At 64.0% G+C, this 14,296-nt stretch carries 13 protein-coding genes; 6 read left to right on the top strand and 7 right to left on the bottom strand.

Translation table 11 applies throughout. The features are described from left to right. Positions 1-45 precede the first annotated feature (45 nt). The 3 genes from JOD78_RS24030 to JOD78_RS24020 form a co-directional block, all read right to left on the bottom strand. On the bottom strand, positions 46-828 hold the full coding sequence (locus tag JOD78_RS24030; protein WP_121040647.1) for a hypothetical protein: 783 nt from the start codon (positions 826-828) through the stop codon (positions 46-48). 68 nt (positions 829-896) lie between these two features. Further along, positions 897-1,697: a type III pantothenate kinase gene (locus JOD78_RS24025; protein WP_121040649.1), complete on the bottom strand. Its 801-nt coding sequence runs from the start codon at positions 1,695-1,697 to the stop codon at positions 897-899. Next, positions 1,694-2,536: a biotin--[acetyl-CoA-carboxylase] ligase gene (locus JOD78_RS24020; protein ID WP_121040651.1), complete on the bottom strand. Its 843-nt coding sequence runs from the start codon at positions 2,534-2,536 to the stop codon at positions 1,694-1,696. The genes JOD78_RS24025 and JOD78_RS24020 overlap by 4 nt, the downstream gene beginning before the upstream one ends. Before the next feature lie 112 nt (positions 2,537-2,648). Here JOD78_RS24020 and JOD78_RS24015 point away from each other — a divergent pair, with 112 nt between their 5' ends. From JOD78_RS24015 to JOD78_RS24000, 4 genes are all read left to right on the top strand, one after another. Next, positions 2,649-3,800, top strand: coding sequence for a VanZ family protein (locus tag JOD78_RS24015; protein ID WP_121040653.1), 1,152 nt, complete (start codon positions 2,649-2,651; stop codon positions 3,798-3,800). 67 nt (positions 3,801-3,867) lie between these two features. Continuing rightward, positions 3,868-4,218 (top strand): NAD(P)H-dependent oxidoreductase subunit E, encoded by a 351-nt coding sequence (locus tag JOD78_RS24010; protein WP_039783618.1) that lies wholly within the window; start codon positions 3,868-3,870, stop codon positions 4,216-4,218. Between the two features lie 78 nt (positions 4,219-4,296). Further along, on the top strand, positions 4,297-4,959 hold the full coding sequence (locus tag JOD78_RS24005) for an alpha/beta hydrolase (protein WP_209569879.1): 663 nt from the start codon (positions 4,297-4,299) through the stop codon (positions 4,957-4,959). 288 nt (positions 4,960-5,247) lie between these two features. Beyond that, a complete protein-coding gene (locus tag JOD78_RS24000) occupies positions 5,248-6,402 on the top strand; it encodes a D-alanyl-D-alanine carboxypeptidase family protein (protein WP_034331763.1) in 1,155 nt (384 codons plus the stop codon). Between the two features lie 243 nt (positions 6,403-6,645). Here the strand turns inward: JOD78_RS24000 and ahpF are convergent, their stop codons facing one another. Beyond that, positions 6,646-8,247, bottom strand: coding sequence for an alkyl hydroperoxide reductase subunit F (ahpF, locus tag JOD78_RS23995; protein WP_121040657.1), 1,602 nt, complete (start codon positions 8,245-8,247; stop codon positions 6,646-6,648). Positions 8,248-8,419: 172 nt separating this feature from the next. Next, the gene (ahpC, locus tag JOD78_RS23990) at positions 8,420-8,983 is read right to left on the bottom strand and encodes an alkyl hydroperoxide reductase subunit C (RefSeq protein WP_008332872.1); all 564 of its coding nucleotides are present in this window, start codon (positions 8,981-8,983) and stop codon (positions 8,420-8,422) included. 358 nt (positions 8,984-9,341) lie between these two features. Here ahpC and JOD78_RS23985 point away from each other — a divergent pair, with 358 nt between their 5' ends. Continuing rightward, on the top strand, positions 9,342-9,794 hold the full coding sequence (locus JOD78_RS23985; RefSeq protein ID WP_134137011.1) for a thioesterase family protein: 453 nt from the start codon (positions 9,342-9,344) through the stop codon (positions 9,792-9,794). A 92-nt stretch (positions 9,795-9,886) separates the two neighbouring features. Here JOD78_RS23985 and JOD78_RS23980 read toward each other — a convergent pair whose 3' ends face one another. Continuing rightward, a complete protein-coding gene (locus tag JOD78_RS23980) occupies positions 9,887-11,755 on the bottom strand; it encodes a phosphoenolpyruvate carboxykinase (GTP) (protein WP_121040659.1) in 1,869 nt (622 codons plus the stop codon). 386 nt (positions 11,756-12,141) lie between these two features. Continuing rightward, positions 12,142-13,032, bottom strand: coding sequence for a LysR family transcriptional regulator (locus tag JOD78_RS23975; protein WP_121040661.1), 891 nt, complete (start codon positions 13,030-13,032; stop codon positions 12,142-12,144). Positions 13,033-13,230: 198 nt separating this feature from the next. Between JOD78_RS23975 and JOD78_RS23970 the strand changes: the two genes are divergently transcribed. Further along, positions 13,231-14,238, top strand: coding sequence for a zinc-dependent alcohol dehydrogenase family protein (locus JOD78_RS23970; protein ID WP_209569880.1), 1,008 nt, complete (start codon positions 13,231-13,233; stop codon positions 14,236-14,238). The last annotated feature ends 58 nt before the right edge of the window (positions 14,239-14,296 follow it).

The following is a 14,296-nucleotide window of genomic DNA, read 5'->3' as shown; positions in this document are numbered from 1 at the left end:
GCACTGCAACATGCGGCGTGTCCTATCCAGACAACGCCGCCGCGCTCAGACGCTGCAGGCGCGGATTTCCTGATCCGGGAAGGCGCTCTTGATGTTCTCCAGTGCGGTGCGGGCTTCCGGGCTCAGGTCGCGCAGCTGGAATACCTGTTTGCCGGCCCCCGAGCGGCGCGCAATGATGCGGGCGCTGCGCACGCCCCGCGAGATCAACTGGCCCACATAGGCCTTGGCCGCCTCCTCGGTACGGAAGATGCCCAGCGAGACGCCCGAACGCAGTGCCGGATTGGGGAAACTGTCTGGAATGACGTAGAAATCGCCGATACCCAGCCGGCGCAGTTCGGCGATGCGGCGGTCCGCGCCCTCGCGGCCATCCTGGGGCGGGATGTAGACCATGTGGCTGGTGACGTCCTGGGTCAGCTTCTGGACCACCTTGTCGCCCAGCTTGAGGCTGGCCAGCTGGTCCGAGAAGCGGCGGGCGTCGGCGGCGGTAAAGTTGCCGACTTCGGTACAGGAAGGCGTGACCGTGGCGACCTGCGGGACCGCTGGCTGGGCCGGGGCTGCCGTGGCGGGGGTGGCCGCAGGGGCAGGCGCTGCGGCCGCCGTCCCAGTGTCGGCAGCGGCGGCCTGCGCGATCGCTGGCTGCGCGCGCAGTTGCGACGCGAGTTTGTCGCTATTGGCGGGCAGCACGCTGAGCAGTTCCGGGCGCAACTGCTCAGCCAGGCGCTGCGGCTCGCGCCGTTCGGACGCGTTGGCACCGAAATAGCCGCGCGACATCCCGAACAGGACCACGTTACCTACCAGCAACAGCCAAAAAAGCAGTTTCAGCTTCATCCGCGCCCAGTCTTCCTTGCCCTCATTGATTTGCCTGTCTGCATGGACAAGCGCTCAGCGTCCATGGTTCATACCCGCATGGTGGCCATATGAAGGCCTATGAGCACCAGATTATCCACTTTTTCCAGCGGCGTATCGCCCGATGCGAGATACGGCGCCAGCAACAAGCCGGCGCCCCCGGCCAGCAGGCAGCGCAGCGGAACGTTCGGACGAAGGCGCCGCCGCTCGGCCAGCGCATGCTCGATGGCTCCGACCTGGGCCGCGATGCAGCCGGCGACGATGGCCTCGACGGTATTGTCCGCAAACAGGCGTTCGGGCGGTGCGGCGCCATCGATGCGGGGCAACTGGGCGGTATTCAAGGCCAGCGAGGTGGCCATGGTACCGAATCCCGGCAGGATCATGCCGCCCTCGAAACACCCGTCGGCACTGACCACGTCGATGGTGGTGGCCGTGCCGCAGGTCGCCACCAGCAACTCCTGGTCCGGAAACAGGGCCCGCGCGCCAATGGCCGCCGCAAAGCGGTCGCAGCCCAACTGGCCGGGATGGCGGTAGCCATTGCGCACGCCAGCCCGCTCGGCGGTGGAAGCGAACCATTCGACGATCACACGCGGTCCGAAGACACCGTGCAGAAGGGCCTGCAGGCTGTCGCGCAGGGCCGGGCCGGCGACGTTGGACACACAGATCTGCAACTCCTCCTCAGGAGCAGCCTGTCTGGCCAGTGCCCCCCAGTCCCGTGCCAGCCTCTCCACCTGGGCGCGTTCCACCGCGCCTTGTTGTTGCCAGCGCGGCAGCGGCAGCGTGGTCCGTTCCGCATCGGCCACGACCGCCCACTTGATGCGGGTGTTGCCGGCGTCGACCAGCAGCCTCATGCGTCTTGCAACCGCAAGGAGACATCCCCGGCCAGGATCTCGACCTGCCCGGCCTCGGTGTCCATGAGGAATCGGCCCATCATGTCCACGCCCACGGCCGTGCCTTCCTGCAGCACGCGGCCATTCTCGACGATCTTGACGGCCTGGCCGGCATAGGCGTGGAAGGCTTCCCAGCGCTTGACGAAGGCCCCGAAGCCGCGCGCCTCGAACTCTTCCAATACGCCTGCCAGCGCGCTGGCGATGATGGCCAGCACGGTTTCGCGCGGCGGCTTCTGCAGTTCGGGGGCCGCACCGATGGCGCGCTGCAGTTCATCTTCCAGCCCCGGCGGAACCGCCAGATTCAGTCCGATGCCGATCACGGCCCAGGTGGCATTGCCCTGGCGGCCATCCGCGGCGGTCTCGATCAGGACACCGGCCAGCTTGGCGCCATCGCGCAAGACGTCATTGGGCCACTTCAGTTGCGGCCGGATGCCGAACACTTCCAGCGCCTCGGCCAGCGCCACGCCCACAGCCAGCGGCAGACCCAGCAGCGCGTGCATGGGACGCTGCAGGCGCCAGGCCAGCGAAAAGGTCAGGGAATCTTCCGGTGCGGCGCGCCACGGACGGCCCGCGCGGCCACGGCCGGCGGTCTGGCGGTCGGCCACCAGCAGCAGCGGACGCTGCAGGGACGACAGGCGCTGCATCAGGTCGACATTGGTGGAACCGGTCTCGGCCACGGCTTCGACATCGATGCGTTGCTGCCCCTGGGGATCGGAACCGGCCAGGAGCATGCCGATGCGCTCGGGACGCACCAGCGGTGCCGATTCAGACTCGGCGGGCATGGGAAAAGTCAGTGTCATGCGGGCATTGTAACGGCAGAGCGCACCTGCGCGGGGGGGCCGGGCACGCTGCAATGGTAAAGACGGCAGCCGGCCGGCGCTGCCTGGCCCGAAATCGGTTACCCTCTGGCCCATGCCCGTTCCACCCGATTCCCGCTCCGAGCCTCCCGCTACCCCGGCCAGTGCACCGGCAGCCTCGTCGTTCGCGCGCGTGAGCCTGCTGGTCTATACCCTGCTGATCGTCTATGCCAGCTGGTATCCCTTCTCCGGCTGGCGCGACATGGGAATCAAACCCTTCGATTACCTGGGCGCGCGCCTGCCCTACTACTGGACCGTGTTCGACGTCTGGACCAACGTGGCCGGCTACATCCCGCTGGGCCTGCTGCTGGTGCTGGCCCTGCATCCGCACCTGCGGCCCCGGTGGGCGATATGGCCGGCCACGGTGGCCGGTGTGCTGCTGTCGGCCTGCATGGAGGCGGTGCAGACCTACCTGCCCACGCGCGTGCCCTCCAATCTCGACCTGCTGACCAATTCGCTGGGCGTGGCGCTGGGGGCCGTGCTGGGCGCAGCTTGCAGTCGTTATTTCCTGGAGGATAGCCGCTTCCTGATGCTGCGCCGCCGCTGGTTCTCGGGCGCGGCCAGCCGCGGGCTGGTGGTAGCGTGGCTGTGGCCGCTGGCGCTGATTTATCCACAGAATCACCTGTTCGGCCTGGGACATCTGGTGCCGCCGCTGTCGGCATTCTTTTCCGACCTGTTCGATACCCCCATCGACCTCGCCACCACCTGGCTCAACAGCGCGCAACCGAGCGCCGAGCAATACTGGCTGGCCGACGTCATCGTCACCGCCTGCGGCCTGACCGGCGCGGCCCTGCTGGTGCTGCTGCTGATGCGCCGCCAGGCCCCGCGCCGGCGGCTGGTAACGCTTTACCTGCTGGCCTGCATCGCGGCCAAGTCGCTGGCCTGCGCGCTGTTCTTCGCGCCGCAGAATGCCTTCGTCTGGATTTCTCCCAGTGCCGTGGGCGGTATCATGCTGGGGACGCTGATGATCGTCGGCCTGGCCTGGGCCCCGCCTACGGCGCAGCGGCGCGTGGCAGCGCTGGCACTGATCCTGAGCCTGGTGGTGACCAACGCAGTCCCGGCCAATCCCTATTACCTCTCCACGCTGGAGACCTGGGTCCAGGGCAAATTCCTCAACTTCGACGGGGCCGCGCAGTTCCTGTCGGTGCTGTGGCCCTTCCTGGCGATCTGGTTCCTGTTGCACCCGGTGCACCGCAGGCCGGGCTGAGCGGGGTGTATCATTGACGCTTTGCCGGCCCGCGCCGGCACTGCCGTCACTCTCCACAGGGCATTCCATGAGCGATCAAGAGCAACCGCAAGAGCAAGAGCAAGAGCAACCCTATTACGAACATCACGTCTTCTTCTGCCTGAACCAGCGCAAGCCGGGCGAACGTACCTGCTGTGCCGACAAGGGCGCGCAGGCCGCGCAGGAACACGCCAAGAAGCGCATCAAGCAACTGGGCCTGTCCGCGCCCGGCAAGGTCCGCATCAACAAGGCCGGCTGCCTGGAGCGCTGCGAAGAAGGCCCGGTGGTGGTGATCTACCCGCAAGGCACCTGGTACACCTACGTCGACAATGAAGACATCGACGAAATCATCGACAGCCACATCGTCGGCGGCAAGGTCGTGGACCGCCTGAAAATCTGACGATATGAAAGTTTGATCATGCTGCCGCCCTGAATGCCGGGCGCAGCAAGCTTCCCCTCATCCGTTTCCCCGCACGCCATGAACGTACATACCCAACACTTCCAGATCGCCGGTGCCGTGGGCCAGCTCGAATGCGCACTCGACCTGCCGGATCCCGAGCAATTCGCCGCGCCCGTCGGCCTGGCCTTGGTGGCCCATCCGCATCCTCTGTATGGCGGCACGATGGACAACAAGGTTGCACAAACCCTGGCCCGCACCTTCCTGGCGCTGGGCTACGTGGCGGTGCGCATGAATTTCCGCGGCGTGGGCAAGTCCGAAGGGGTGCACGACCACGGGGCCGGCGAAACCGACGACATGGCCCTGCTGCTGCAGCACATGCGCGCGCAATATCCTGACCTGCCGCTGGCACTGGGCGGTTTCTCCTTCGGTACCTTCGTTCAGGCGCAATTGCAGCAGCGCCTGCTGCAACAGGATGCAGCCAGCGCCGCCGAACGCCTGGTGCTGGTCGGCACCGCCGCCGGCAAGTGGCCCATGCCGCCGGCCCCGGCCAATACCATCCTGATCCACGGCGAGCAGGACGACACCATTCCCCTGTCCGCCGTCCTGGACTGGGCGCGCCCGCAGGAGCTGCCGGTGGTGGTGATTCCGGGCTCGGATCACTTTTTTCACCGCAAGCTGCAACATATCAAGAACGTCGTGGTCGAAAGCTGGCATCGCCGCCCGGCGCAGCTTCCGGCCTGAAGGTTTCCGGCACGTCCGGCGTTCATCCGGAAGCATGGCGGCGCTGTACGAGGCCAGAGCCAGGGTGCATGCCGGTATCGTGAGGGGATTTTCGGGGATGAAGATCCATTCAATTGGGAACGATGCCACATGACGTTTTATAATTCAGTGCGACCAGCCAGACCGGCGCAGCGCGCGCCATTGCGGTTGTTCGCATCGATTGAACCAGACTGATCCGTCCTGCCTCACCCTCTTTTCAAACCAACAGCTACGATGTTCCCCCGTGCTGGCAATTTTTCTTAGGCACCGATGAAAAAGCTTCTCGCGGCATTTGCCGCAACCGTCCTTTCCCTTTCCGCCCTGACCGCCTCCGCCCAAAGCCTGCCGCCGCCGACCGTGGCGGCCAAGAGCTGGCTGCTGCTGGATGCCTCGGCCAACCAGGTGATCGCCTCCAGCGACGCCGACACCCGCGTGGAACCGGCCTCGCTGACCAAGCTGATGACCGCCTACCTGGCCTTCGCCGCCCTGCGCGACAAGCGCCTGAGCCTGGAGCAGGAAGTGAACGTTTCAGTCAACGCCTGGAAGGTCGATCCGAGCAGCTCCAAGATGTTCATCGAGCCCAACAAGCCGGTCTCGATCGACAACCTGCTGTATGGCCTGATCTCGGTCTCCGGCAATGACGCCGCCGTGGCCGTGGCCGAAGCCGTCTCCGGTACGGAAGATGCCTTCGTGCAGCTGATGAACCGTGAAGCGCAGCGCCAGGGCCTGACCAACACCCACTTCAGCAACCCGCACGGCCTGCCCAGCGCCGACACGTACACGACCGCGCGCGACCTGTCCATTCTGTGCCGCAACCTGATCAACGACTTCCCTGACTATTACAAGCGCTATTACTCGGTCAAGAAGTTCACCTACAACAACATCACCCAACCCAACCGCAACCGCCTGCTGTGGCTGGATCCGACGGTCGATGGCATGAAGACCGGCCACACCTCCAGCGCCGGCTATTCGCTGATCACCTCGGCCCATCGCCCGGTGCCCAACGGCGAGCGTCGCCTGATCTCGGTGGTGATCGGTACGGTTTCCGACCAGGTCCGCACCCAGGAAAGCCAGAAGCTGCTGAACTGGGGCTTCCAGAACTTCGACGCCGTGAAGCTGTATGCCAAGGGCCAGGCCGTGGATACGCCTGACGTGTGGAAGGGTTCGCAGAGCAAGATCAAGGTCGGCTTCAAGAACGACGTCTACATCACCATCCCCAAGGGCACGGCTGACAAGGTCAAGACCAAGCTGGAACGCAATGATCCGCTGATCGCCCCGATCTCGGAAAACGCCAAGGTCGGCACCCTGAAGGTGACCATCGATGACAAGACCGTGGCCGAACTGCCGGTGATCGCACTGGAATCGGTGGGCCCGGCTGGCTTCATCGGCCGCGCCTGGGACTCGCTGCGCCTGATGTTCAAGTAATCCTCAGGCGGTTCTGCCGCCACGGCGGCAGATGAGCAAGATGAGCAAGTCAAGAAAACGCCATCGGTCACCCGATGGCGTTTTTTCATGTGCGCTGCCAAGGCCACGCATTGCATGCCGATACGTATACGCAAACCCTTGGATGCATCGGATCACATACCCCAAGCCAGAAACAAAAACGCCACCGGCGAACCGGTGGCGTTTCTTTTACTGCTTTACTGGCTGGCTGAAATCAAACAGCAATCAGGCCGCGACCGCTTCCTTGGCTACTGCCGGTGCCACATCATCCGCCGACGAACGGATCAGGTGATCGAAGGCCGACAGGCCAGCCGTTGCACCTGCACCCACGGCGATGACGATCTGCTTGTACGGCACCGTGGTGACGTCACCGGCCGCGAAGACGCCCGGAATCGAAGTCTGGCCCTTGGCGTCGATCTCGATCTCGCCGTGCTTGGACAAGGCCAGGGTACCCTTGAGCCATTCGGTGTTGGGCACCAGGCCGATCTGGACGAACACGCCTTCCAGTTCCACGTGCTTGACCTCACCGGTTTCACGTTCCTTGTAGCTGATGCCGTTGACGCGCTGGCCGTCACCGGTGATCTCGGTAGTCTGCGCCGAGGTCACGATGGTCACATTGGGCAGGCTCTTGAGCTTGCGCACCAGCACCGCATCGGCCTTCAGTTCGGCTGCGAACTCGATCAGGGTCACATGGGCGACGATACCGGCCAGGTCGATGGCTGCTTCCACGCCCGAGTTGCCGCCACCGATCACCGACACGCGCTTGCCCTTGAACAGCGGACCATCGCAGTGCGGGCAATAGGCCACGCCCTTGTTCTTGTATTCCTGCTCGCCCGGCACGTTGACGTTGCGCCAGCGGGCACCGGTGGACAGGATCACGGTCTTGCCCTTCAGCACGCCGCCATTGGCCAGCTTCACTTCGATCAGCTTGTCGCCCGGCACCAGCGCTTCAGCGCGCTGCACGTTCATGATGTCGACGTCATAGGCCCGCACGTGCTGTTCCAGCGCGGTGGCGAATTGCGGGCCTTCGGTTTCCTGCACCGAGATGAAGTTCTCGATGGCCAGGGTATCGAGCACCTGGCCGCCGAAACGCTCGGCCACCACGCCGGTACGGATACCCTTGCGCGCTGCATAGATCGCAGCCGCTGCACCGGCGGGGCCACCGCCGACGATGAGCACGTCATACGGCTCCTTGGCGCTCAGTTCTTCACCCTTGCGGGCAGCGGCACCGGTGTCGAGCTTGGCGAGGATCTCTTCCACGCCGGTACGGCCCTGACCGAAGACTTCACCGTTCATGTAGACGGTCGGCACGGCCATGATCTGGCGTTGCTCGACTTCACCCTGGAACAGCGCGCCGTCGATGGTCACCGACTGGATGCGCGGATTGATGATGGACATCACGTTCAGCGCCTGCACGACTTCCGGGCAGTTCTGGCAAGTCAGCGAGACATAGGTCTCGAAGCGATAATCGCCGTCCAGGTTCTTGATCTGCTCGATGACCTTGTCGTCGAGCTTGACCGGGTGCCCGCCGACTTGCAGCAGCGCCAGCACCAGGGAGGTAAATTCGTGGCCCATCGGGATCGCGGCGAATTCGACGCTGATATGGGTCCCGGGGCGGTTCAGTCTGAAGGACGGGGTACGTCCCTGGGCATCGGCACCGCGTTGCTCGACCAGCTTGATGCGGTCCGACAGCAGCACGATGTCTTGCAGGAGTTCCTGCATCTCACGGGACTTGGCGCCATCATCGAGCGACGCGACGATCTCGATCGGGTGGCTGACCTTTTCCAGATAGGCCTTCAATTGGGTCTTGAGATTGGCATCAAGCATGATGATTACTTCCTCGTTGAGAGATTCTAGGGTCGCCCTGACCACGGCCTCGCCCTTGTGGGGGTCGGCCGCTTGCCCGGGGGGAGCGGGCCAGGACGGATACTGCAGGGATGTTCAGTGCAGCGCCAGCCGGAGAACAGCGCTTGGCTGGCGCGATACGGCGGGGTGTTGCTTAGATCTTGCCGACCAGGTCCAGCGAAGGCTTCAGGGTGGCAGCGCCTTCTTCCCACTTGGCGGGGCAGACTTCACCCGGGTGCGAGGCCACGTACTGGGCAGCCTTGACCTTGCGCAGCAGTTCCGAAGCGTCACGGCCGATGCCGTTGTCATGCACTTCCATGACCTTGATTTCGCCTTCCGGATTGATCACGAAGGTGCCGCGCAGTGCCAGGCCTTCTTCTTCGATCAGCACTTCGAAGTTGCGTGCCAGGGTTGCGGTCGGGTCGCCCACCAGCGGGTACTGGACCTTCTTGATGGCTTCCGAGGTGTCGTGCCATGCCTTGTGAGCGAAGTGGGTGTCGGTGGACACGCCGTAGATTTCAACGCCCAGCTTCTTGAATTCAGCGTAGTTGTCGGCCAGATCTTCCAGCTCGGTCGGGCACACGAAAGTGAAGTCGGCCGGGTAGAACACGAACACGGACCACTTGCCCTTCAGGGTGGCTTCGGTGATGTCGACGAACTTGCCATCGTGGTAAGCGGTTGCCTTGAACGGCTTGATAGTGGTGTTGATCAGGGACATTGTCGATTTCCTTTTAAAGGGGGGTTGAGTGAAGCGATGGGTTGAATAGTAGAACGCCAAACAAAATAGATCAATTTTATTTAATCAATACTTTTGATTGGATTTAACTATCAGTCTTGAGGATCAGGCTATCGGCAGCGCCGGCGCCCGCAAAACGACGCGGTCACCGGAAACACATGGCATCGGCCTGCGCAGATGCAAGCGCGACACTGGCCAATCTCTGACCGTGATCGCTTAAGATGGAACACTTCCGGCCGCACCAAGGAGCGGGTGCGAGCGGAAGTGGGAGCAATGTTACTGCAAGCACGCCGTTCTTGTGCAGGTGCACAAGCTGACCAATCCTGACCCTGATGAACCGATGAGCGAGCACCGTCCCCAACCCGGCCGCCGCGCCGATTTCCTGCACTTCCACGCCATTGCGACACGCTGGATGGACAACGATGTCTATGGCCACGTCAACAATGTCGTCTACTACAGCTGGTTCGATACCGCCGTGAACCACTACTTGGTGCAGCGGGGCGTGCTGGACATCGAGCGAGGGGAAGTGATCGGGCTGGTCATCGAAACGCAGTGCAACTATTTCGCTTCCGTGGCCTTTCCGGACCTCATCGAAGTGGGCGTTCGCGTATCGCATCTGGGCCGCAGCAGCGTGCGTTACGAGCTGGGCATCTTCAAGGCGGGGGAAGAGACTGCCGCTGCGCAAGGCCACTTCGTGCATGTGTACGTGGATCGCGCCAGCCGCAGGCCGGTGGCGTTGCCGGAGGCATTGCGGGCGGCGCTCATGCCGCTGACCTTGCTGATGCCGGGCTGAAAAAACGCTTCCGCCAGATCCGCCACCCCAAAAAGAAAACGCCTGCCGCATCACTGCGGCAGGCGCTTCCTGTCTTCTCCGAACCGGTCAGCTTAGGCTGCCAGCTTCTTCTCCAGCTTGTCCTTCACGCCTTGCAGTTCGGCAGGCAGCTTGTGCTTGAGCTTGTCGAACAGTTCGGCATGCAGCTCCAGTTCCTTGACCCAGGCGGCCTTGTCGATGGAGGTGATGGTGGCGAACTGTTCGGCGCTGAAGTCCAGGCCTTCCCACTGCAGGTCATCGAAGCGCGGGGTCACGCCGAACAGGTGTTCGACGCCGCCGGTCTTGACGCCCTGCGGATCCTCGATGCGGTCCAGCATCCACTTCAGCACGCGCATGTTGTCGCCGAAGCCGGGCCAGACGAACTTGCCATCGGCATCGGTACGGAACCAGTTCACGCAGTAGATCTTCGGCAGCTCGGCCGGCGAGGCGGCGATCTTCTTGCCGATGTCCAGCCAGTGCTGGAAGTATTCGCTCATGTTGTAGCCGGCAAACGGCAGCATGGCGAACGGATCGCGGCGCACCACGCCCTGCTGGCCGACGGCCGCAGCGGTGGTTTCCGAGCCCATGGTGGCGGCCATGTACACGCCTTCCACCCAGTTGCGGGCTTCGGTCACCAGCGGCACGGTGGTGGAACGGCGGCCACCGAAGATGAAGGCCGAGATCGGCACGCCGGCCGGATCATCCCAGGCCGGATCGATCACCGGGTTCTGGGTCGCGGCCACGGTGAAGCGGGCGTTCGGGTGCGCTGCCTTGCGGCCGGTTTCCTTGCCGATTTCCGGGGTCCAGTCCTTGCCCTGCCAGTCGATCAAGTGCGCCGGGGCTTCCTTGGTCATGCCTTCCCACCAGACGTCGCCATCATCGGTCAGCGCCACGTTGGTGAAGATGGTGTTGGCCGAAACCGACGCCATGCAGTTGTAGTTGCTCTTTTCGTTAGTGCCCGGGGCCACGCCGAAATAGCCGGCTTCAGGGTTGATGGCGTACAGGCGGCCATCGGCACCCGGCTTGATCCAGGCGATGTCGTCACCGATGGTGGTGACCTTCCAGCCGCCGAAGGCCTTGGGCGGGATCAGCATGGCGAAGTTGGTCTTGCCGCAGGCCGAGGGGAAAGCGGCGGCCACGTAGTGCTTCTTGCCTTCCGGGGATTCGACACCCAGGATCAGCATGTGCTCGGCCAGCCAGCCCTGGGCGCGGCCCATGGTGGAGGCGATGCGCAGGGCGAAGCACTTCTTGCCCAGCAGCGCATTGCCGCCGTAGCCCGAACCGTAGGACCAGATCTCGCGGGTTTCCGGATAGTGGACGATGTACTTGGTGGCGTTGCACGGCCAGGCCACATCCTTCTGGCCGGCGGCCAGCGGTGCGCCCACGGTGTGCACGCAGGGCACGAACTCGCCATCGCTGCCCAGGACGTCATACACGGCCTTGCCCATGCGGGTCATGATGCGCATGTTCACGGCCACATAGGGGGAGTCGGACAATTCCACGCCGATGTGGGCGATGGGCGAACCCAGCGGACCCATCGAGAACGGCACCACGTACAAGGTGCGGCCGGCCATGCAGCCGTCGAAGAGGCCGTTCAGGGTCTGGCGCATCTCGGCCGGATCGGTCCAGTTGTTGGTCGGGCCGGCGTCTTCCTTGTTCTGCGAGCAGATGAAGGTGCGGTCTTCCACGCGGGCCACGTCCGACGGATCGGAGCAGGCCAGGTAGCTGTTGGGACGCTTGGCTTCGTTGAGTTTCTTCATGGTGCCGGCGGCGACCATTTCAGCGCACAGGCGATCGTATTCTTCCTGCGAACCATCGCACCAGTAAATGCGAGCCGGCTTGGTCAGCGCGGCAATTTCGGCGACCCAGTTGATCAGTTTCTGGTGTTTGACGTAGGCGGGCGCATTGACTGCGGGAATGCCTGCCATGAGGGGTTGGTTCATATGCTACCTCCAATGCCACAAGTTGATGAATTCGGTTGGCACGGCAGGATCGTCGTTGCACGGCCTGGCGGGATACGCACGCCAGTCTGCAATACGGCGGTCTTGTCGATGGGGGCCGTCTCCAGGAGCCCGGCCACCCGGCCCGCCTCCTTGCTGGCGGCGGGTTTTGCTCACTCTTCGACAGTCGAGAGTGCAGGAAAGTGGCAGCGATTGTACCCCGATAAAACGGAATTTACGCAAATTTGTAGCGAAAAATACCCGACTTATGTAGTAGGTAATTACAAATCAAAAAAAATCTGTTAATTCATTACCGTGGGATATAACAGTCATTCCTTGATAAACCGCATGAACACTGGATTTGCGGGGCATTGCGGGCGATATGCCATTCACGCTGTGAATATCTCCTGCAGAAACGCGACGAAAACTTTCACCTTGGCTGTCTCGCGGCGTGTTGGTTGGTAAAGCGCCACGATGTCCGGACCGGCCACCTGCCATTCCGGCAGCACCGGCACCAGGCTACCCTCCTGCATGGCCGGATCGAGGGTCACCGACATCTGCTGGATGATGCCTCCCCCGGCCTGCGCGGCGGCCACCATGGATTCCACATGATCCATGGCCAGCAGGCCCTTGGGAATATGCGAGCTTTCCACGCCGTCACGGCTGAAACGCCAGGGCTTGACCATACGCGTGCGCGGATTCAGGAAACCCAGGCAGGCGAACTGGTCCAGCGCCTCGGGCGTCTGCGGCCAGCCGTGCTGCTGCAGGTAGGACGGCGCCGCGCAGCACAGGTAGCGGGTGCTGGCCAGCTTGCGCGCCACCATGCCGGAGTCGGCCAGGGTACCGATGCGCACCACCACGTCCAACCCTTCTTCGACCATGTCGACCATGCGGTCGCTCACGGTCACGCGCAGCTCCAGCTCGGGATACCGGCGCAGGAAGTCCGGCAGCGCCGGCGCCACGTAACGCCGGCTGATGACGCTGGGCAGGTCAACCCGGAGCAGCCCTGCCGGGCGCGTATCGGAGGCCCGCAAACCCGCCTCCAGCTCGCCCATGTCGGCCAGCAGCCGCAGCGCCTGCTGGTGGCAATGCCGCCCCTCTTCGGTGAGCGACATGCTGCGCGTGGTGCGATTGAGCAGGCGCACCTTGAAGTGCGCCTCCAGTGCGGCCACGTGCGTGGTCACGGAGGAGGTGGACATGGACAGCTTTTCAGCCGCCCGGCTGAATGCGCCCGCCTCGACCACGGCGCAAAAGACCTTGAGCATGTCGAGTCGGTCCATGGTGTTCTCCCTGTGCTGTCGTTGTTGGTGCCCTGATTCTAGGCCATGGTGCGCGGTCGATTATTCGCCGATGCGCAATTCTGACTTTGGCGTTGCCCGCTTTTTCGGCGCAAGGCAAACCGGGAGACTGCGTGCATCGACCAGCCGCCATGCGGTGAGGCGATGCTTCCTTCACCCAGACCACATTCAGGAGTCATCATGTCCAACGCCCCTTCCCTCATGCAAGCCGCCCTGCTGACCCAGTTCGGCACCCCGTTGTCGCTTGCCCCGATCGAAACACCAACGCTGCGCCCCGGCCAGGTGCTGGTGCGCGTCGTCGCCAGCGGCGTCAATCCGCTCGATACCAAGATCCAGGCCGGCAACGCAGCCCACGCCCAGGCTAGCCTGCCGGCCATCCTCGGCATCGACCTGGCCGGCGCGGTCGAGGCAGTCGCGCCTGGCGAAACGCGCTTCGTTGCCGGTGACGAGGTCTATGGCATGACCGGCGGCATCGGCGGCGTGCCGGGTTCGCTGGCCCAGTTCGCCGCCGTGGATGCCGACCTGCTGGCGCACAAGCCGCGTAGCCTGGACATGCGCCAGGCCGCCGCCCTGCCCCTGATCTTCATCACCGCCTGGGAAGGCCTGGTCGAGCGCGCCCGCGTGCAGCCCGGCCAGAAAGTGCTGGTGCACGGCGGCGCAGGCGGGGTCGGCCACATCGCCGTGCAGATCGCCCGTGCGCTCGGTGCCGAGGTCTATGCCACCGGCAGCGCCGACCAGCAGGGCCTCATCGAAAGCCTGGGCGCCACCGCCATCGACTACCGCAGCCAGCAGGTGGAGGACTACGTCCAGCAACACACCGCCGGCAAAGGCTTCGACGTCATCTACGACACCGTCGGCGGCGCTACGCTGGACGCCTCCTTCGCCGCGGCGCGCCGCTATGTAGGACATGTCGTCAGCTGCCTCGGCTGGGGCGCGCACAAGCTGGCGCCGCTGTCCTTCCGGGGCGCGACCTATTCGGGCGTCTTCACCCTGCTGCCGCTGCTGACCGGCGAAGACCGCGCGCGCCATGGCCAGATCATGCGCCAAGCCGCAGGCCTGGCCGATGCCGGGAAATTGCGGATTCTGATGGACGAACGCCGCTTCACCCTGGAGCAGGTCAACCAGGCCCACGCCCTGGTGGCCGAGGGCCAGGCGCGCGGCAAGCTGGTCATCGACATCGGCATTTGAGTGGCGGGGAAGCGGCCAGGGCAGCACCGCCCGTGCCGAATCCCGGCAATCGCTTTAT

The sequence above is a fragment of the Herbaspirillum sp. 1130 genome, assembly GCF_017833835.1.
GTDB lineage: Bacteria > Pseudomonadota > Gammaproteobacteria > Burkholderiales > Burkholderiaceae_D > Herbaspirillum > Herbaspirillum huttiense.
The sequence above is the reverse complement of the archived record's forward strand: the minus strand, read 5'-3'. Positions and strand labels throughout refer to the sequence as shown.

Bases quoted from the DNA above. Each gene is read 5' to 3' on its own strand.
- JOD78_RS24030 (WP_121040647.1), bottom strand. From the start codon at position 828: ATGAAGCTGAAACTGCTTTTTTGGCTGTTGCTGGTAGGTAACGTGGTC.
- JOD78_RS24025 (WP_121040649.1), bottom strand. From the start codon at position 1,697: ATGAGGCTGCTGGTCGACGCCGGCAACACCCGCATCAAGTGGGCGGTC.
- JOD78_RS24020 (WP_121040651.1), bottom strand. From the start codon at position 2,536: ATGACACTGACTTTTCCCATGCCCGCCGAGTCTGAATCGGCACCGCTG.
- JOD78_RS24015 (WP_121040653.1), top strand. From the start codon at position 2,649: ATGCCCGTTCCACCCGATTCCCGCTCCGAGCCTCCCGCTACCCCGGCC.
- JOD78_RS24010 (WP_039783618.1), top strand. From the start codon at position 3,868: ATGAGCGATCAAGAGCAACCGCAAGAGCAAGAGCAAGAGCAACCCTAT.
- JOD78_RS24005 (WP_209569879.1), top strand. From the start codon at position 4,297: ATGAACGTACATACCCAACACTTCCAGATCGCCGGTGCCGTGGGCCAG.
- JOD78_RS24000 (WP_034331763.1), top strand. From the start codon at position 5,248: ATGAAAAAGCTTCTCGCGGCATTTGCCGCAACCGTCCTTTCCCTTTCC.
- ahpF (WP_121040657.1), bottom strand. From the start codon at position 8,247: ATGCTTGATGCCAATCTCAAGACCCAATTGAAGGCCTATCTGGAAAAG.
- ahpC (WP_008332872.1), bottom strand. From the start codon at position 8,983: ATGTCCCTGATCAACACCACTATCAAGCCGTTCAAGGCAACCGCTTAC.
- JOD78_RS23985 (WP_134137011.1), top strand. From the start codon at position 9,342: ATGAGCGAGCACCGTCCCCAACCCGGCCGCCGCGCCGATTTCCTGCAC.
- JOD78_RS23980 (WP_121040659.1), bottom strand. From the start codon at position 11,755: ATGAACCAACCCCTCATGGCAGGCATTCCCGCAGTCAATGCGCCCGCC.
- JOD78_RS23975 (WP_121040661.1), bottom strand. From the start codon at position 13,032: ATGGACCGACTCGACATGCTCAAGGTCTTTTGCGCCGTGGTCGAGGCG.
- JOD78_RS23970 (WP_209569880.1), top strand. From the start codon at position 13,231: ATGTCCAACGCCCCTTCCCTCATGCAAGCCGCCCTGCTGACCCAGTTC.